A 19,789-nucleotide genomic window follows, 5' to 3' on the forward strand; every position below is an offset into this window, starting at 1 on the left:
AGGTTGATTTATATGAAAGTTAAGAAAATACCTCAAAGGATGTGCACCGGTTGCATGGAAATGAAACCTAAAAAAGAACTTATTAGAATAGTAAAAAGCAAAGAAGGGGACGTTTCTGTGGACTTAACTGGCAAAAAGCCAGGTAGAGGTGCTTATATTTGCAAAAATATAGAATGTCTTCAAAAGGCCTTTAAAAGTAGAAAGCTAGAAAGAAACTTGGAAATTACTATTAGCGAAGAACTACAGAACAAATTAAGGGAAGAGGTTGGGCATGAAGGATAATTTCATCTCATTTCTTGGAATAGCTAAAAAAGCTGGCAAATGCATAGAAGGCTATAATAAGTGTGAAGAATCTATTAAAAAAGGCAATTGTTATTTACTGCTAATATCAAAAGAAGCGGCTGAAAATACAAAAGATAAATTTACTACCCTTTGCGATGCTAGAGATATACCTCTAATAATTTATTATAGTAGAGAAGAATTATCAAAAGCATTAGGACGCGAAGGAATAAACGTAGTGGGTATAAGTGATAGCTCTATATCCAAAAGATTAATAGAACTGTGGAATGATAAAAACAAAAATTAATTTCGGGGGTGAATGCTTTGTCAAAAATCAGAGTGTACGAATTAGCAAAAGAGCTAGGAATGTCTAGTAAAGATCTTATAACTCTTTTAAAAGACGAGTTTAGTATAGACGTTAAAAACCATATGAGCGTCATTGAAGATGAAGATGCACAGCTTATAAAAGAACTTTATATGACAAGCGCTAAAGATAGCGATAATGTTGATATAGCTGATGTAGTTGAGGAGAAATATGGAGAACTACAAGAAGCTGAATTAGCAGTTAAAAAGAAAAGCAAAAAAGGGAAAAATAGAGATGACGAAAATAGCAATGGTGGCGAAGGTGGAAGTGAGAATAGTGAAGTAGAAGTAGTAGTAGAAATGACAGATACTATTACCGTTAAAGAGTTTGCCGATAAAATTGAAAAGCCTTATTCTGAAGTAATTAAAGAACTTATGTTTATGGGAGTAATGGCTGCATTAAATCAAGAAATAGATTTTCAAACAGCGGAAAAACTTGGAGAAAAATTAAGTGTTTTAGTAGTTCAAAAGGAAGATGATTTCAGCATTGAAACTTTATCAAATGAAGATGAAGATGATGATACTAATACTGAGAAAAGACCACCAGTTGTTACTGTTATGGGTCACGTTGACCACGGTAAAACTTCACTTTTAGATGCTATAAGAAAAGCAAAGGTTGCTTCATCCGAGGCAGGCGGTATCACTCAACACATTGGAGCATATACCGTTGATGTAGCTGGAGAAAAAATCACTTTCTTAGACACGCCAGGCCACGAAGCCTTTACTGCTATGAGATCAAGAGGAGCTCAAATAACAGACATAGTAATATTAGTTGTTGCTGCAGATGATGGATTAATGCCACAAACAAGAGAGGCTATAAGCCACTGTAAAGCTGCTAAAGTTCCAATTATTGTTGCAATAAATAAAATGGATAAAGAATCAGCAAATCCAGATAGAGTAAAACAACAATTAGCTGATGAAAATTTATTAGCTGAAGATTGGGGTGGAGATGTTATAACAGTTCCAGTTTCAGCGCATACTAAAGAAGGTATAGATACTTTATTAGAAATGGTTGTTTTAACTGCCGAAATGGAAGAATTAAAGGCTAATTCAAAAAGAAATGCAAGAGGAACCGTTATTGAAGCTAAGCTTGACAAAGGTCGTGGACCAGTTGCTTCACTTTTAGTTCAAAATGGAACTTTAAGTGTTGGAGATTCAATACTTGTTGGTACCACTTATGGTAGAATAAGGGCCATGTTTGATGACAAAGGTAAGAGAATAAAATCTGCCGGGCCATCAATACCAGTTGAAATCTTAGGATTATCTGAAGTTCCTTCTGCAGGAGATAGATTCAACGAAGTAAAAGATGAGAAAACTGCAAGAGAAATGGCTGATAAGAGAAAAGAAAAGGTTAGAGGGGAATATTTATCCACTAATAAAGTTTCTCTAGAAGATTTATATAGCCAAATTAAAGAAGGTAAAATAAAAGAATTAAACTTAATAATAAAAGCGGATGTTCAAGGTTCTGTTGAAGCTGTAAAACAATCCTTCGAAAAATTATCTGCTGATGAAGTAAAGGTTAGAGTAATTCATGGTGGAGTAGGAGCTATTACAGAAACAGACGTAACACTAGCTAATGCATCTAATGCCATAATAATCGGTTTTAACGTAAGACCTGATAACAACGCAATTGCTATAGCTGATAGAGAAAATGTAGAAATTAAAACTTATAGAGTTATATATAGTGCTATAGAAGATATTAAAGCTGCTATGATTGGTATGCTTGAACCTGATTATAAAGAGGTAGTACTCGGTCGTGCTGAAGTTAGGCAGACATATAAAATTTCAAACGTAGGAACTGTTGCTGGTTGTTATGTATTAAATGGAAAAATCTTGAGAAATGCTAGTGTAAGAGTATTAAGAGATAGTATAGTAATTTTTGAAACAGGACTTTCATCCTTAAAGAGATTTAAAGATGACGTTAAAGAAGTTGCTACTGGATACGAATGTGGTATAATGCTTGAAAAGTTTAATGATCTTAAAGATGGAGATATAATAGAAGCTTACACTATGGAAGAAGTTAAGAAGAAGACTCTATAGTTAGGAGGGATTTTCATGGCTAAGCACAGAGCAGGAAGAATAAATGAAGAATTTAGAAGAGAAATATCTAGTATAATTCAGTCTGATTTAAAGGACCCTAGAGTAGGTGCAACAATGGTTAGCATTACAAATGTAAATGTTACTAAAGATTTACGATATGCCAAAGTATATGTGAGTATATTTGGAGGGGATGAAGAAAAGAAAAGTACCCTTGATGCTTTAAAAAATTCTAGCGGTTTTATAAGAAGAGAAGTCGGTCATAGAATTAATTTAAGATACACTCCTGAAATAATTTTCGAACTAGATAATTCAATTGAGTATGGTATGCACATTAATGAATTGTTAGCGCAAATGAAAGTGAGAAAACCCAATGACAATGAATGATATTTTTTCTATCATAAAAGGTAGTAAAAAAATTGGAATAAGTTTTCATACTTCTCCCGATGGAGATTCCCTTGGGAGTTCCTTAGGATTATTACAAGGTGTTCGAAAATTAGGTAAGGATGCTTATATAATATGCAAAGAAGATCTTCCTGAAACTTTTAATTATTTACCTTATAGTAATGAAGTCAACCGTGCTCATGGAGATGTAGTAGATGGCACAGACTGTGTAATTATATTAGATTGTGGAAATGCTGAACGAATTAATGCACATATTGATTTTAATGATAAAAACTATACTTTAATTAATATTGATCATCATATTTCTAACGGACTCTACGGGGATTATAATTATGTGGATACGAAAGCTGCATGCATGGGGGAAATAGTATATGAAATGTTAAGTTCCCTTAATGTAGAAATTGATGAAAATATAGCTATTTGCTTATATACATCGATTTTAACAGATACAGGATCTTTTAGATATTCTAATACTACATCTAGAACCCACTCCATTGCTGGTGCTTTAATAGATACAGGTATAAACTTTAGTGAAATTCATAGATTTATATTTGATAGTAAGGAATTTAATAGATTCAAATTATATGGAAAAGTATTTAACACTATGGAAATTATAAACAATACTATATGTGTTATGAAAGTAACTAATAGTATGTTTAAAGAGTTTAATATAGATTCTAATACGGATACATCCGATATAGTTTCTTTTGGAAATAGTATTAAACCTGTAGAAGTTACTATTTTACTAAAGGAAAAAGAGGATGAGATAAAGATTAGTTTAAGATCTAAATCTCAAGTTGATGTTAGAAAAGTTGCGGAATCTATAGGTGGCGGAGGACATATTCGAGCAGCAGGAGCCTCCATAAAGGGTAAATCATTAGAAGAAGTAAAAGAACTATTAATACAATTAGTAGAAAATGAGTTGATATGATGGATGGAGTTTTAAATATATTTAAACCTTCAGGTATAACATCTTTTGACGTGGTTAGAATAGTTAAAAAGTTGGGTAGCACCAAAAAAGTTGGGCATACAGGTACACTAGATCCTTTGGCTTCTGGTGTACTACCCATTTGTATGGGAAATGCTACAAAGATTGTAGATTTTATCATGAACGAATCAAAAGTCTATAAAAGTACTTTAAAGCTAGGGGTAATCACTGACACCTACGATAGAGAAGGTAAGATATTAAAAGAAGAACCTGTGTGTTTAAATGAAGAAATGATAAAAGAATGTATTAATTCCTTTGTAGGAACTATAAATCAAATTCCTCCTATGTATTCTGCTCTAAAAGTTAATGGGAAAAAACTTTATGAATTAGCAAGAAAAGGAATTGAAATTGAAAGAAACTCTAGAGAAGTTCATATATATTCTATTAACATAGAAAAAATTGAAATACCCTATGTAACTTTTAAAGTTCATTGTTCAAAGGGAACCTATATAAGAAGCTTATGTTATGACATAGGTGAAAAATTAGGGGTAGGTGCTTTGATGTGGGATTTAGAAAGAGAAAAAACTGGTCTCTTCAATATTGAAGATTCAATACATATTAACAGTTTAACTAAAGAAAATTTAGAATCTTACTTAATTCCCATAGAAAAAGCTTTAGACAAATATCCAAGGGTTTCAATAGATGAACAATATGAAAAGTTATTAATTAATGGTGTTCTAATAAAGGACAAGAGGATAATGGGCCATGTAGACCTAAATATTCTTTTTAGAGTGTATTGCAATGAAAGATTCATTGGCTTGGGTAAACGAAATGGAGAGGGATTTAAAATCTTAAAATTACTTATTTAGGGGTAATGAGCATGGATTTAATAAATGAAGGGTCAATCAATAACTTTAAACATAATACATACATAGCTTTAGGAAGTTTTGATGGATTACATTTAGGTCATAGTAAGCTTGTAAATAAAGCTATTGAGCTTGCAAATAAAAATAATGGAAAAAGTATGGTGTATACTTTTAAAAATCATCCTTTATCTATTATCAATAAAGAATTAGTACCAAAATTACTTATGGATATGGATCAAAAGGGAAAAGTTTTAAATAATATGGGACTAGATTATCTAACCCTAGTAGAGTTTGATGAAAATTTCATGAAACTTTCTCCTGAAGATTTTATTGCCAATATAGTTAAGAAATATAACGCTAAAAGTATTATTGTAGGTTTCAACTATAGGTTTGGTTATAAAAATCTAGGAGATGTTGAATTTTTAAAAGAACTTAGTAAAAAATATAAATTTAAACTTTATGTAATAAAGCCAGTAAAGTTTAAAAAAGAAATAGTTTCTAGCTCCCATATAAGACATATAATTGCGGATACTTGCGATATAGAAAAGGCCACCTCAATGTTAACTAGACCCTATTCTATTTATGGCAAAGTTATAAAAGGGAAACAACTAGGAAGAGTTCTAGGATTTCCAACAGTAAATTTAGACTATAATAAGGAATATCTTATTCCTAGAGGAGGAGTTTATTTTACTATTGTAGAATATAGTGGTCTTTATTATAAAGGAGTAACTAATGTAGGTTATAATCCAACGGTGGAAGATGGAAAGCTAAGCATTGAAACTCATATATTAGATTTTAATAAGGATGTATATGGGGAAGAACTAAGGATTCATTTTATTCATAGAATAAGAGATGAAAAGAAGTTTAATTCCTTAGATGAGTTGGCTTTGAGAGTAAGTGAAGATAAAAAATACGTAATTAAGCAAAATTTAGAATTAATTATAAAAAGTAATTTACAACTATAATGTTCTTTGTTATAATTACTTTTGTGAACCTTAATCTATGATTGTTGTGTGCCGGCTACATTCTTGGACTAAGGGGATTTAACAATTGGAGGTGTATTTTAATGGATAAGGCAAGAAAAGAAGAATTACTAAAGACTCACGCAAGACACGAAGGAGACACTGGTTCACCTGAAGTGCAGATTGCTCTTTTAACAGAAAGAATCAATCATTTAAATGACCATTTAAAAGCTCATAAAAAGGATTTCCACTCAAGAAGAGGTCTTTTAATGATGGTTGGTAAAAGAAGAGGTCTTTTAAACTACTTACAAAACAAAGATATCAACAGATATCGTGAACTCATCCAGAAATTAGGATTAAGAAAATAGTTATACTTAGAGCGGCTTAGACCGCTCTATTATTTTGAAACAGCTTATTACATAACTGTATAATATTTTATAATAATAGGATAATAATAATGTATAATTTGAAGGGAGGTACACTATGAGTCATATACTAGAAACTACTGTTGCCGGCAGAACCCTGAAAGTAGAATATGGAAAAGTTGGAGAACTTTCAGACTGTGCTATATTAGTAAGTTATGGTGAAACCGTAGTATTAATTAATGCAAATGCATCTAAACAACCAAGAGAGGGCATAGATTTCTTTCCTCTAAGCGTAGAATACGAAGAAAGATTATATGCTGTAGGAAAAATACCAGGAGGATTTATCAAGAGAGAAGGAAGGCCTTCAGAAAAGGCTATACTTAATGCTAGAGCCATAGATAGACCTTTAAGACCATTATTCCCAGATGGATACAGAAATGATGTACAGATTGTTTGTACTGTATTATCAGTGGAACAGGATAATCAACCAGATATCTTAGCTATGAATGGTGCTTCTTTAGCCCTATGTCTTTCAAGCATACCTTTCACCACCCCAGTAGCTACTGTAGCTGTAGGGTTAATTGATGGAAAATTCATATTAAATCCTACAGTACAACAAGGACAGGAAAGTAATTTAAACCTAACTGTTTGTGCTACTAAAGATAGAGTAATAATGATTGAAGCTGGCTGCGATGAAATCGATGAAGAAACCATGTACAATGCAATTATGTATGCTTTTGATGAATGTCAAAATATAATAGCATTCCAAGAAGAAGCTATGGCTAAGTTTGGAAAAGAAAAAGTTACTCCTGAACTTTATAAAATTGATGAAACTATAGAAAAAGAAGTTATAGATTTTTCTCATGATATAATTAAAGAAGCAATGTACATAACAGAAAAAGACTTGAGAAATGCTGCTGTAGACAAAGCAAAAGAAACTATAATGAATCACTTTAGTGAAAAATATCCTGAAAATTTAAAGGATATAGGAGAAATAATTTATAACTTACAAAAAAGTACAGTTAGAAACATGATTTTAAGGGACAAGAGAAGACCTGACGGAAGAGATTTCCATCAAGTAAGACCAATAAGTTGCGAAGTGGCATTACTTCCAAGAACTCATGGTACAGGTTTATTTACTAGAGGATTAACTCAAGTTATGACTGTAGCTACAATTGGTCCACTAGGAGATGTTCAAATACTAGATGGGCTAGGGGAAGAAGAATTTAAGAAATATATGCATCACTATAACTTCCCATCTTACAGCGTAGGTGAAGTTAAGCCAATGAGAGGACCAGGAAGAAGAGAAATTGGTCACGGTGCCTTAGCTGAAAAGGCTTTAGAACCTCTAATACCATCAGAAACAGAGTTTCCTTACACTATAAGGTTAGTTTCTGAAGTACTAAGTTCAAATGGTTCTACATCCCAGGCTAGCGTTTGTGCAAGTACTTTAGCTTTACTTGACGCAGGTGTTCCAATTAAAAGACCCGCTGCTGGAATAGCTATGGGGCTTGTTACAAGTGAAGATTTAACTGAAGAAGAAGTATTAACAGATATACAAGGAATAGAAGACTTCTTTGGAGATATGGACTTTAAAGTTGCAGGTACAGAAAAAGGTATTACAGCAATACAAGTAGATACTAAAATAGCAGGCCTTTCAAAGGAATGTATAAAAACATCCTTAGCAGATGCTAGAAAAGCTCGTATGCATATTTTAGAAAAGATGAATGCATGTATAGCTGAGCCTAGAAAAGAATTATCTCCTTATGCTCCAAGAGTTTACACTATGACAATAGATCCAGATAAGATTAGAGATGTTATAGGTGCTGGTGGTAAGACTATAAATAAAATTATAGCTGAAACTGGAGTTAAAATTGACATTAAAGAAGATGGAACTATTTACGTAATGTCAAATGATAGCGTAGGAGCAGATAGAGCTCTTAAAATTATAGATGACTTAACGAGAGAAGTAAAAGCTGGAGAAATATACTTAGGCAAGGTTACAAGAACAACAAACTTTGGTGCTTTTGTTGAAATACTTCCAGGAAAAGAAGGTTTAGTTCATATATCTAAGCTTGATTTTACAAGAGTTAATAAAGTAGAAGATGTTGTATCTGTTGGCGATGAAATATTAGTTAAGGTAACAGAAATAGATGAACAAGGTAGAATTAACTTATCTAGAAAAGACGCCATTAAAAAACCTGAAGAAGAACAAAAAGAGGAACAAGACAGCAAAAGTGAATAGTATTAAATAGAAGGGCTTTGTGCCTTTTTATTTTTTAATATAATATAATAATGCTGGAGGAGTATTATGTATGATATTATAAAGATTTCCAATGGTTTAAGAGTAGTATTAGAAGAAATTGATTATGTAAATTCAGTAAGTGTAGGTTTATGGGTGAAAAATGGTTCTAGAAATGAGAATAAAGACAATAGTGGTATTTCTCACTTTATAGAACATATGTTTTTTAAAGGTACAGAAAAGCGAAATGCAAAAGAAATTGCTCAATCTATAGAAGATGTAGGTGGTCAAATAAATGCTTTTACTGCAAAAGAAGCTACTTGTTATTATGTGAAAATTTTAGACACTCATTTAGATTTAGCTTTAGATGTAATATCAGATATGATTTTTAATAGTAAATTTGATGAAGAAGAAATTGAAAAAGAAAAAGGCGTAGTTATTGAAGAAATAAATATGAACGAAGATTCCCCTGAAGACGTGCTTATTGAATTACATAGTAAGGCTATTTGGGGAGATGACCCTATTGCACTTCCTATACTAGGTAATGAAAATACAGTAGATTCTTTTACAAAAGAGATACTACTAGATTACATTTCCTCAAGATATATTCCTGAAAACTGCGTGCTATCTATTGCAGGAAAATTTAATAAAAATGATATTTTGAAACTGGTTGAGGATTATTTTGGAGATTGGAAATTCAAAGGTAAGAATTTAATTAATTATTCAGCCCCTAAGATATTAACCAATCACTTATTTAAGGAAAAGCAAATTGAGCAATTGCACATTAGCTTAGGTCTAACTGGCATTGAATTAGGTAGTGATGACCTTTATCCTCTACTGTTTTTAAATAACATTTTAGGAGGAGGAGCTTCCTCGATTTTATTTCAGAAAATAAGAGAAGAACTTGGAAGATGCTATTCTATATATTCTTACTTAAGTGCCCTTAATAACACCGGAGTAGTTAGTATTTACACAGGATTAAATCCAAAATATTCAACAGAAGTGGTTGCTCTAATTAAAGAAGAATTAGAAAAATTTACAAAGATAGATATTTCTAACGATAGGATTATAAAGGGAAAAGAACAATTAAAGGGAAGCTATATACTAGGTCTCGAAAGCACTAGTAGTAGAATGTTCAACAATGGCAAGTCAGTTTTATTTTTAGACAGGATAAATGAACCTGAAGTAATTCTCAAAAAAATAGACACTATAAATAAAGATAGAATTTATAGCGTAATGGATAGAACCTTTAAAAAAGGAATATTAAACTCCGCTTATGTAGGGGAAGATGTAGATTTAAATTTAATGAAAAATATTATAGAAAATACCATTTATCCCTTTAACAATAAACCATCAACTTTAATATAATAGTAATAAACCCTTAATATGTTTCATATTATTTTATCAAATATATTAAGGGGGTTTTAACATGAGTGAAGAAATAAAATATTATAGTGACATAGAGCGATATGAAATAATAAATATTAATGATGGTGAAAAATACGACTATTTAGGTAATAATGATGTTATAATTGATGACGAAGGAAATTTTAAATTATTAATTTTGGCAGAGCCTAATGCTAAAATGAGTCTTTTTAGCAAAAGTAATTTAGTGGAAGTACCTTGGGATTATGTAAAAAAAATAGGCTCTAGAACTATAATAATAGATGTAGATGAGAAATCGCTTAAAAGAACCCGTATATAATTTGGGAGGGATAACATGAAAATCATAGTTCAAAAATTCGGTGGAACGTCTGTATCCACCCACGAAAGAAGATTAATGGTAATAAATAAAATTATAAAAGCCAAAGAAGAAGGTTATTTGCCTGTGGTAGTTGTTTCTGCTATGGGAAGAAAAGGAGAACCTTACGCTACAGATACACTACTATCACTTGTAAGCAATAGATTAAAGGAACGAAATAAACTTGCTATAGATTCTCTTATGGCATGTGGAGAAATTATTAGTACTGTAGTAATGACCGATGAATTATTAGAAAAGGGAATAGATGCTTTGCCGATTACAGGTGGACAGGCTGGTATAATTACAGATGATAACTATAATAATGCTTCAATGATACGTCTAGAACCAAATGGTATATTAAAAGCTTTAGCGGAAGGTAAAGTACCTGTAGTAGCAGGTTTTCAGGGGATTACTGAGAATGGCTTTACAACTACCTTAGGAAGAGGTGGTAGTGACGTTACTGCAGCACTCCTTGGAGTGGCTCTTAACGCTGAAGGTGTGGAAATTTATACAGACGTAGATGGAATAATGACTGCAGATCCAAGAATAGTATCGGAGGCTTCATTAATAGAAGCTATAAGCTATAATGAATTATTCCAGTTTGCAGATCAAGGTGCAAAGGTAATACATCCTAGAGCTGTAGAAGTTGCAATGAAGGGGAATATACCTTTAATAATAAAAAATACATTAAGTGAATGTAAAGGAACTATAATAAATAATACTGGAGATTCTAGCTTAGAAAACATTATAACTGGAATTACTCACATGAGTAATAGAGTGCAAGTTAAAGTTTCTTTAAATGATAATAAAGATAATGAAAATTACTATAGCTTATTAAATACGTTAGCTGAGGATTCAATAAGTATAGATTTAATAAATGTTTTTCCTGAAGAAAGCATATTCACCATTGATGGTAACGATTTTGATAAATTTCACAATATAATGAATACCTTAGGATTAAAGTATTCTTATATACCTAACTGTAGTAAAGTTGCAATAATAGGAAGCAGAATGAGAGGAATACCAGGGGTAATGGCAAAAATTTTAAAATCCTTAAATTCCGAAAAAATTAAAGTTCTTCAAACTGCAGACTCCCATACTACCATTTGGTGTTTAGTTGAAAGTAAATATACTGATAAAGCAATTAATGCCCTTCATAGAGGATTTAGTTTAGGTAGCTAAAATTAGGTATCTTTAAAATGTATATTCTTTTCCTATGTGCACAAAATAACATTGTGCTAGGAGGGAAGAGTATGAGCGATGAAAAAACACAACAATCCAGTAGGGACGAAAATCCTGAATTAAGCAATATTAAAGAATTAGGTGTAATTAATATACCTAAACCAGATGAACGAATTCATATATTACCTATAATTGGCCAAATAGAAGGTCATATGGCCCTTACACCCCAAACTAAAAGTACAAAATATGAACATTTAATCCCTCAATTGGTTTCCATAGAGATGAATGATTCAATTGAAGGATTACTAGTAATATTAAATACAGTAGGAGGAGATGTGGAAGCGGGCCTGGCTATTGCCGAGCTTTTAAATTCCCTAAGTAAACCTGTTGTATCTATAGTTGTTGGAGGAGGCCACTCCATAGGCGTTCCATTGGCTACTTCGTCAAATTATTCCTTTATATCGCCTTCTGCAACTATGATAGTTCACCCAATTAGAATGAATGGTTTAATAATAGGGGTTCCTCAAACCTTTGAATATTTTGAAAAAATGCAAGAAAGAATTAGCGATTTTATTGTAAGGACTTCAAAGATTGAAAGAAGTTTTCTAAGGGAAATGATGGTTAAAACCGATAATTTATTGAACGATATGGGTACAATTTTAATTGGAGAACAAGCGGTAGAATGTGGTTTGATTGATGAGGTTGGCGGTTTAAGAGATGCTTTAAATAAATTAGATGCCTTAATAGAAGAAAATAAAATAAAAAAATCATAGGAAATTGCCTATGATTTTTTTTAAATCTTCTATGGACAACCATTGAAGGATAATTAAAAATGTTGTAGAATACTTACTTTAGGAGGTGACTATATTGGGGAAGAAAAAGAAAAAAGATAGTTTTGATAATGATATTAAAGGAATTCTACTAATTACTATAGGAATACTTTCATTAGTTAGTGTATTCTCCCCTAATGACTCAGGATATATAGGAAAGGCTATTAAGAAATTGTTAATAGCGGTATTTGGTTTAGGTTCTTATTTTTTTCCGCTAGTAATAATATTTATTGGTGCTTGTTTTATTTTAAAAAAAGGAAAGGTTAAGTTCAATAAAAAATTTTATGGCATAATATTATTTTTCGTAAATACATTAATGTGTCTACAGATGGCAGATATGATTTCGAAAAATATCACAGAAAATATGCTAGAAGGAATTAAAATCATATACAATTCTCAAGAAATTTTCAATGGCGGAATTGTAATTTATTTAGTTAATTTGCCAATATACAAACTTTTTGGTAAAATAGGATCTTTTATTATTTTTGTAGCTTTATATGCTATTTCTTTTGTTATGATAAGTAATATTACATTATCATCAATAGTTGAATCCATAAAGTTAAAATTAAAAGAGAACAAAACTACCAAGGAAGTTAATGAGGTTTTAGAAGAAGAACCTAAAGTAGATACAAAGAAACTATTAGCTTACGATAGCGATAAAGAAGATGAAGTAAAGAAGACTAATAGAATTAAAATAATAGATTTTATTAAATCTTCAAACTTAGACCCTAATCCAATTGAAGATCAGGAGGAAAGGCCAAAAGAAGAAGAGGTTAATATTAGTGAGGAATTAGAAAAGGAAATCACAAAAAAAGCAATTCCTATAGAGTATAATTACCCTCCTTTAAACTTATTAAATCAAAATATTTCTGTAAAAATGAATAAGGAGGATAAAAAAGAATTACTACTTAATGCATCTAAACTAGAAGAAACTCTAACTAGCTTTGGAGTAGATGCAAAGGTAATTCAAGTAACAAAAGGTCCTTCGGTTACAAGATTTGAACTTCATCCTAGCCCTGGTATAAAGGTTAGTAAGATCGTTAACCTATCAGATGATATAGCATTGGGGCTCGCTGCCTCTGGGGTTAGAATAGAGGCTCCTATACCTGGTAAATCAGCTGTAGGTATAGAAGTTCCTAATAAGGATTTAAACCCCGTTTATTTAAGAGAAGTAGTAGAATCAGAACAATATACTGGATTTAATAAAAATTTAGCCTTTGCTTTAGGAAAAGACATTGGAGGAAATAGCATAGTTTGGGATTTAGCTAAAATGCCCCATCTATTGATTGCTGGAGCCACGGGGTCTGGCAAAAGTGTATGTATAAACACGCTTATAATTAGCCTTTTATATAAATACTCCCCTGAAGATGTAAAACTACTTATGGTAGACCCTAAAGTAGTTGAGCTAAATGTATATAATGGTATACCTCATCTTCTTATACCCGTTGTAACAGATCCAAGAAAAGCTGCTGGAGCTTTAAGCTGGGCAGTTGCAGAAATGACAAGGAGATATAAATTATTTGCAGAAAACAACGTAAGAAATGTAGAAGGTTACAACGAACTTTACACAAAAGGTAAAATAGCAGAAAAATTGCCTTTAATAGTAATAATTATAGATGAGTTGGCAGACTTAATGATGGTATGTGCAAATGATATTGAAGATTATATAGGAAGATTAGCTCAAATGGCTAGAGCGGCTGGCATGCATCTTGTTATTGCCACTCAAAGACCTTCTGTAGACGTTATAACCGGGGTAATTAAGGCAAACATACCTTCAAGAATATCCTTTGCTGTATCAAGCCAAATCGACTCTAGAACCATATTAGATATGGCCGGAGCGGAAAAGCTTTTAGGAAAAGGAGATATGCTCTTTTATCCTACTGGTGAGGGAAAACCAATGAGAATTCAAGGAGCATTTATATCTGAAGAAGAGGTAACGAGAGTTGTAGATTACATAAAAAACAAACAAGGTGTTGCGGAATATGAAGATAGCATAATAGAACAAATAAATACCTCCACTGAGGTAAACGAAGAAGATAAAGATGACTTATTAGAAGAAGCAATAAAAATTGTTGTAGAAATGGAACAGACATCTACTTCCTTATTGCAAAGAAAGCTTAGAATAGGATATAATAGAGCAGCTAGAATAATTGAGCAATTAGAAGAAAGAGGCATTATATCTGGCAGAGATGGGAGTAAACCTAGACAGGTTTTAATAACTAAAGAAGACATAGAATAGGGAGGATTTTAGATGAATAAGTTAAAGTTTGGAGTAATTAGTCTTGGTTGTGATAAAAACAGAATTGATTCAGAAATATACATTAATACACTTTTGAAAGAACATAATCTTACTAACAATCCTAAAGAAGCGGATATTTTAATTGTAAACACCTGTGGTTTTATAGAGGATTCAAAACAGGAATCTATTAATACCATATTAGAAATGGCTGATTATAAATCAGGTAATTGTAGGGCATTAGTAGTAACTGGATGCTTGAGCCAAAGATATGGTAATGAACTAAAAGATCTATTGCCAGAAATTGATATCATGGTTGGAGTAAATGACTACGACAAACTAAATGATTATATAAGAAATTTCTTCAATGATAATTTAAAAGAAGCATCTTATAATTACTCCGATGAAGTAATCAACGAAGGGGAGAGAGTTCTTTCTACTCCAAAGCATTATGCATATTTAAGAATAGCTGAAGGGTGCAGCAATTTTTGTACCTATTGTATTATTCCTAAAATTAGAGGAAAGTACAGAAGCAGACAAAAGGAAGCCATATTAAATGAAGCTAGAAACTTAGTTAAAAATGGCACTAGAGAGCTTATATTAGTAGCACAAGATACTACAAGATATGGAATAGACTTATATGGCAAGAAGACGCTTCCTACCCTTATAAAAGAGCTTTCTGAAATAGAAGAATTAGAGTGGATTAGGGTATTATATTGTTATCCTGAGGAAATAGAATTAGATTTAATTGAGGAAATGGCTAAGAATGATAAGGTATGTAAATATTTAGACATTCCTATTCAACATATAAGTAATAATATATTAAAAGCTATGGGAAGAAGAGGACGAAAAGAAGATATATTAAAAACCATAAATTCTTTAAGAGAAAAAATGCCAAATATATGCCTTAGAACATCACTTATAGTAGGTTTCCCTGGCGAAAGTGAAGAAGACTTTGAAGAGTTAAAGGAATTAGTTCAAGCAGTACACTTTAGCAATTTAGGAGTGTTTAAATACTCTCAAGAAGAAGATACTCCTGCTGCCTCCATGGAAAATCAAATTGATGAAAGCATTAAAGAAAAAAGGCTTAATGAAATTATGATTCTGCAAAAAGAAGTTTCATTGAACTTGAATAAAGCTAAAGTAGGCAAAATTTTTAAAGTAATAGTAGATAACTTTGATGGAGAAAATTATATTGGGAGAAATTATGAAATGACACCGGAAATAGATGGTGCAATTTATTTTAAATGTGATAAAATATTAAATGTAGGTGAAATTATAAATGTTAAAATCATTGATAATCTCGAATATGATTTATTAGGAGTTGTATATCATGAATCTTGCCAATAAACTCACTATAATGAGAATATTTTTAGTCCCTATATTTCTTATATTCATTGCTATAAAAGGCATTCCCTATGGAAAGACAATAGCTACAACCATATTTATACTAGCAGCCCTAACGGATAAATTAGATGGTTACATAGCTAGAAGTAGAAATCAAATAACAAGGTTTGGTAAATTTATGGATCCTTTAGCTGATAAATTATTAGTTACTGCAGCGTTAGTATCCTTGGTAGAACTACAAGTTCTATCCACTTGGACAGCTATGGTAATTATAGCTAGAGAATTTGCCGTAACAGGACTTAGAGCCGTTGCAGCTGCCGAAGGAATAGTCATTGCTGCAAGCCCTTGGGGTAAGGCTAAAACCGTAATACAGATAGTTGCTATAATAGTGTCTTTACTAGGCTTAAATAAAGAATTTTTAAGTATATTAAGTACTTTAAGCATATCTCCTTCCATTTATGATATTTTAAGCAAAATAACTATGGCTGCTGCTGTAATAATAACAATAATATCAGGAGTAGACTACTTTATTAAAAATAAAGAAGCCGTAAAATCCGATAGATAAAATATTGTGGTTTAAAAATTTAAAATATGTTAATAATCTAAATAATAAGTTCCTATTTTATAGGAACTTTATTTGCAAGTTGACCATTATATATGTTTGTTGTATAATGATTAGGAACAGATGTTCGAATTAAGAAAGGATGGTGAACCCTTTAGGGGATAGTATGAATAATGATAAGTTAAAAGCAATAGAAGCTGCTATGGGACAAATAGAAAAACAATTTGGAAAAGGTTCAATAATGAAATTAGGGGAACATAGCGCATTAAATTTAGATTGTGTATCTACAGGATGTTTAGGACTTGATATAGCCCTTGGTATAGGTGGAGTACCAAGAGGAAGAGTTGTTGAAATATATGGGCCAGAGTCCTCAGGTAAAACTACGGTAGCATTGCATATAATAGCTGAAGCTCAAAAAGCTGGTGGAGCTGCAGCCTTTGTAGATGCTGAGCACGCATTAGACCCTTCTTATGCAAAAAAATTAGGTGTAGACATAGATAATTTAATAGTTTCCCAGCCAGATACAGGCGAGCAAGGGCTTGAAATAGCTGAAGCTTTAGTTAGATCCAATGCAGTTGATGTAATTGTTGTAGACTCTGTAGCTGCATTAGTTCCAAAGGCTGAAATAGAAGGAGAAATGGGCGACTCACACGTAGGACTACAAGCAAGATTGATGTCTCAAGCCTTAAGAAAGCTTGCAGGATCAATTAATAAATCCAAATGTGTAGCTATATTTATAAATCAGTTAAGAGAAAAAGTTGGTATAATGTTTGGAAACCCTGAAACTACTCCTGGTGGAAGAGCTTTAAAATTCTATTCTAGCGTTAGAATGGATGTAAGAAGAATAGACTCTATAAAACAAGGTGATGATATATTTGGTAATAGAACAAGGGTTAAAATTACTAAAAATAAAGTAGCTCCTCCATTTAAACAAGCGGAGTTCGATATTATGTATAATGAAGGAATTTCAAGAACAGGTGATGTATTAGATTTAGGAGTTAAAGAAGAGTTTGTTCAAAAGAGCGGAGCATGGTTTTCATATAATGATATAAGACTTGGTCAAGGAAGAGAAAATGCAAAACAATTTTTGAAAGAAAATCCTGAAATACTCCTTGAAATAGAAACTTCTATAAGAAAAAAATATGAATTACCTATTTCTAAGACAGAGGAAATTGTTGGAGAAAAAAACCCTTCTAAAAGCAAGGGCGAAACTGCCAAATAATTAAAGGTGTAACCATATTAAACTTGACATAATGTCAAAATTAATATAAAATAAAGACAAAATCTGGTTTAGCGAAAACATCCATTTGAATAATATGACACCTTTCTATGCTTTTGTATTATAAACAATAGATAATATTATAATAAAGCAAAGGAGGTGTTCATGTGAAAGAATCACAATATATTTTTTTAGGAATAATAGCTTTTATGTTTTTTATTGCTGTATATATAGATTTTTATATAAGAAAAAACGTATCCGCAGCAAAAATATCTAAAGCCGAGGAAGATGCTAAAAAAATCATAGATGATGCAGAGAAAAATGCTGAATCTAAGAAGAAAGAAGCTATTCTAGAAGCTAAGGAAGAAGCTCATCGATTAAGAACCGATTTAGAAAAAGAATCAAGAGATAGAAGAAACGAAATACAAAGACTGGAAAGAAGATTAATTCAAAGGGAAGAGTTGTTAGATAAGAAAACCGATATGGTTGAAAAGAAAGACGAAGGTCTAACTAAAAAACAACAAGAGCTAACTGAATTAGAATCTAGTATACAGGATTTGTATGTAAAACAAAGAGAAGAATTAGAAAAATTGTCAAGTCTAACTTCTGAACAAGCTAAAGAAATATTATTAGAAGAAGTAAGTAAAGAAATCAAGCACGAAACTGCTATGATTATAAAAGAAGTTGAAGCTAAAGCTAAAGAAGAGGCTGATAAGAAAGCAAGAGAAATAATTACATACGCCATTCAAAGATGTGCTGCAGATCACGTGGCTGAAACCACTGTTCATGTAGTAACTCTTCCAAATGATGAAATGAAAGGGCGTATAATCGGTAGGGAAGGTAGAAATATCAGAACCCTAGAAACTCTAACCGGCGTTGATTTAATTATTGACGATACACCGGAAGCAGTTATACTTTCAGGTTTTGATCCTATAAGACGCGAAGTTGCTAGAATTGCTTTAGAAAAATTAATCATGGATGGTCGTATTCACCCAGCAAGAATTGAAGAAATGGTGGAAAAGGCCAAAAAAGAAGTTGAAAACGATATTAGAGAAGAAGGGGAACAAGCAACCTTTGAAACTGGTGTCCATGGACTTCACATTGAACTAATAAAATTATTAGGTAGGTTAAAATATAGAACTAGCTATGGTCAAAATATTTTAAAGCATTCTATAGAAGTTGCTTATTTAGCTGGATTAATGGCATCAGAACTAGGAATTGATCCTACACTGGCTAAAAGAGCAGGTTTACTTCACGACATAGGTAAAGCTGTAGATCATGAAATTGAAGGTCCTCATGCACTAATAGGAGCTGAGGTAGCTAAAAAATATCATGAATCTGGAGTAATAGTAAATGCAATAGCTGCTCATCACGGTGACGTAGAATTCCAATCTCTTGAAGGTATATTGGTTCAAGCAGCAGATGCTATATCTGCAGCAAGACCAGGTGCAAGAAGAGAGACTCTTGAAGCATATATTAAGAGATTAGAAAAGTTGGAAGAAATTGCAAATTCATATGAAGGCGTAGAAAAGTCATATGCCATTCAAGCGGGTAGAGAAATACGAATAATAGTTAAACCAGAAGAAATAGATGATGCTGGGTCAATCGAAATGGCTAGAAATATTGTAAAGAGAATTGAAGGCGAATTAGAATATCCTGGCCAGATTAAAATAAATGTTATAAGAGAGACTCGTGCAATTGAATACGCTAAATAATTGTTAGGTAAATAATAAATCCTTTTATTTTGTAAAAATTAGAAATTTTACAAAAATAAAAGGATTTTTTCATATTATGTAGAATATTATAAATAATGCCAATAATAATTAAAGTTTAAAATTAAAATATAGTAGGAGGTTTATTATGGAAGTATTAAAAGTTTCAGCAAAATCAAGTCCTAACAAAGTAGCAGGCGCATTAGCAGGGGTTTTAAGAGAAAAAGGAGGCGCTGAAATTCAAGCTATAGGAGCCGGAGCATTAAATCAAGCAATTAAATCCGTGGCAATAGCTAGGGGGTTTGTTGCTCCAAGTGGTATTGATTTAGTTTGCATACCAGCATTTACTGATATAGAAATCGATGGAGAAGAAAGAACAGCAATTAAGCTGATTGTACAACCTAGATAAGTGGAATTTTTAAGGACTTGATGATCAAGTCCTTTTTATTTTATATAGAAATGAGATAAATATGAAATGTTATTAACATTAAATTTCTATTTATCTTATATAAC

At 31.8% G+C, this 19,789-nt stretch carries 19 protein-coding genes; all 19 read left to right on the plus strand.

The window, feature by feature from the left end; translation table 11 throughout:
• Window positions 1-12: 12 nt before the first annotated feature.
• The 19 genes from rnpM (at window position 13) to ABDZ69_RS07825 (ending at window position 19,685) form a co-directional block, all read left to right on the plus strand.
• Window positions 13-282, plus strand: coding sequence for an RNase P modulator RnpM (gene rnpM / locus ABDZ69_RS07735; protein ID WP_343768449.1), 270 nt, complete (start codon window positions 13-15; stop codon window positions 280-282).
• A complete protein-coding gene (locus ABDZ69_RS07740; protein WP_343768451.1) occupies window positions 272-586 on the plus strand; it encodes a ribosomal L7Ae/L30e/S12e/Gadd45 family protein in 315 nt (104 codons plus the stop codon). The genes rnpM and ABDZ69_RS07740 overlap by 11 nt, the downstream gene beginning before the upstream one ends.
• Before the next feature lie 17 nt (window positions 587-603).
• Window positions 604-2,682: a translation initiation factor IF-2 gene (gene infB / locus ABDZ69_RS07745; RefSeq protein WP_343768453.1), complete on the plus strand. Its 2,079-nt coding sequence runs from the start codon at window positions 604-606 to the stop codon at window positions 2,680-2,682.
• 15 nt (window positions 2,683-2,697) lie between these two features.
• Window positions 2,698-3,066, plus strand: a complete 369-nt coding sequence (gene rbfA / locus ABDZ69_RS07750) for a 30S ribosome-binding factor RbfA (protein ID WP_343768455.1) — start codon at window positions 2,698-2,700, stop codon at window positions 3,064-3,066.
• Window positions 3,053-4,015: a DHH family phosphoesterase gene (locus tag ABDZ69_RS07755; protein ID WP_343768457.1), complete on the plus strand. Its 963-nt coding sequence runs from the start codon at window positions 3,053-3,055 to the stop codon at window positions 4,013-4,015. The genes rbfA and ABDZ69_RS07755 overlap by 14 nt, the downstream gene beginning before the upstream one ends.
• On the plus strand, window positions 4,015-4,881 hold the full coding sequence (gene truB / locus ABDZ69_RS07760) for a tRNA pseudouridine(55) synthase TruB (protein WP_343769625.1): 867 nt from the start codon (window positions 4,015-4,017) through the stop codon (window positions 4,879-4,881). Before ABDZ69_RS07755 ends, truB begins: the two co-directional genes overlap by 1 nt.
• 11 nt (window positions 4,882-4,892) lie before the next feature.
• Window positions 4,893-5,843: a bifunctional riboflavin kinase/FAD synthetase gene (locus ABDZ69_RS07765; protein ID WP_343768459.1), complete on the plus strand. Its 951-nt coding sequence runs from the start codon at window positions 4,893-4,895 to the stop codon at window positions 5,841-5,843.
• Window positions 5,844-5,944: 101 nt separating this feature from the next.
• Window positions 5,945-6,208 (plus strand): 30S ribosomal protein S15, encoded by a 264-nt coding sequence (rpsO, locus tag ABDZ69_RS07770; protein WP_343768461.1) that lies wholly within the window; start codon window positions 5,945-5,947, stop codon window positions 6,206-6,208.
• Window positions 6,209-6,323: 115 nt separating this feature from the next.
• On the plus strand, window positions 6,324-8,450 hold the full coding sequence (locus tag ABDZ69_RS07775; protein WP_343768464.1) for a polyribonucleotide nucleotidyltransferase: 2,127 nt from the start codon (window positions 6,324-6,326) through the stop codon (window positions 8,448-8,450).
• 66 nt (window positions 8,451-8,516) lie between these two features.
• A complete protein-coding gene (locus ABDZ69_RS07780) occupies window positions 8,517-9,815 on the plus strand; it encodes a M16 family metallopeptidase (RefSeq protein WP_343768467.1) in 1,299 nt (432 codons plus the stop codon).
• 61 nt (window positions 9,816-9,876) lie between these two features.
• The gene (locus ABDZ69_RS07785; RefSeq protein WP_343768469.1) at window positions 9,877-10,152 is read left to right on the plus strand and encodes a YlmC/YmxH family sporulation protein; all 276 of its coding nucleotides are present in this window, start codon (window positions 9,877-9,879) and stop codon (window positions 10,150-10,152) included.
• Between the two features lie 15 nt (window positions 10,153-10,167).
• Window positions 10,168-11,370 (plus strand): aspartate kinase, encoded by a 1,203-nt coding sequence (gene dapG / locus ABDZ69_RS07790; RefSeq protein WP_343768471.1) that lies wholly within the window; start codon window positions 10,168-10,170, stop codon window positions 11,368-11,370.
• A gap of 71 nt (window positions 11,371-11,441) precedes the next feature.
• Window positions 11,442-12,143 carry a ClpP family protease gene (locus tag ABDZ69_RS07795; protein WP_343768474.1) on the plus strand — a complete coding sequence of 234 codons (702 nt, stop codon included), beginning with the start codon at window positions 11,442-11,444 and terminating at the stop codon, window positions 12,141-12,143.
• A 94-nt stretch (window positions 12,144-12,237) separates the two neighbouring features.
• Entirely contained in the window at window positions 12,238-14,439 is a 2,202-nt protein-coding gene (locus ABDZ69_RS07800) for an FtsK/SpoIIIE family DNA translocase (RefSeq protein ID WP_343768476.1), read from the plus strand.
• A gap of 12 nt (window positions 14,440-14,451) precedes the next feature.
• A complete protein-coding gene (gene rimO, locus ABDZ69_RS07805; RefSeq protein ID WP_343768479.1) occupies window positions 14,452-15,786 on the plus strand; it encodes a 30S ribosomal protein S12 methylthiotransferase RimO in 1,335 nt (444 codons plus the stop codon).
• Window positions 15,770-16,348, plus strand: coding sequence for a CDP-diacylglycerol--glycerol-3-phosphate 3-phosphatidyltransferase (gene pgsA / locus ABDZ69_RS07810; RefSeq protein WP_343768481.1), 579 nt, complete (start codon window positions 15,770-15,772; stop codon window positions 16,346-16,348). The genes rimO and pgsA overlap by 17 nt, the downstream gene beginning before the upstream one ends.
• A gap of 163 nt (window positions 16,349-16,511) precedes the next feature.
• Window positions 16,512-17,567: a recombinase RecA gene (gene recA, locus ABDZ69_RS07815; RefSeq protein WP_343768483.1), complete on the plus strand. Its 1,056-nt coding sequence runs from the start codon at window positions 16,512-16,514 to the stop codon at window positions 17,565-17,567.
• 164 nt (window positions 17,568-17,731) lie between these two features.
• Window positions 17,732-19,279, plus strand: coding sequence for a ribonuclease Y (gene rny / locus ABDZ69_RS07820; RefSeq protein WP_425544627.1), 1,548 nt, complete (start codon window positions 17,732-17,734; stop codon window positions 19,277-19,279).
• 145 nt (window positions 19,280-19,424) lie between these two features.
• A complete protein-coding gene (locus tag ABDZ69_RS07825; protein WP_027623485.1) occupies window positions 19,425-19,685 on the plus strand; it encodes a stage V sporulation protein S in 261 nt (86 codons plus the stop codon).
• Window positions 19,686-19,789: the final 104 nt, after the last annotated feature.

Source organism: Clostridium malenominatum (assembly GCF_039521365.1).
GTDB lineage: Bacteria > Bacillota > Clostridia > Clostridiales > Clostridiaceae > Clostridium_AW > Clostridium_AW malenominatum.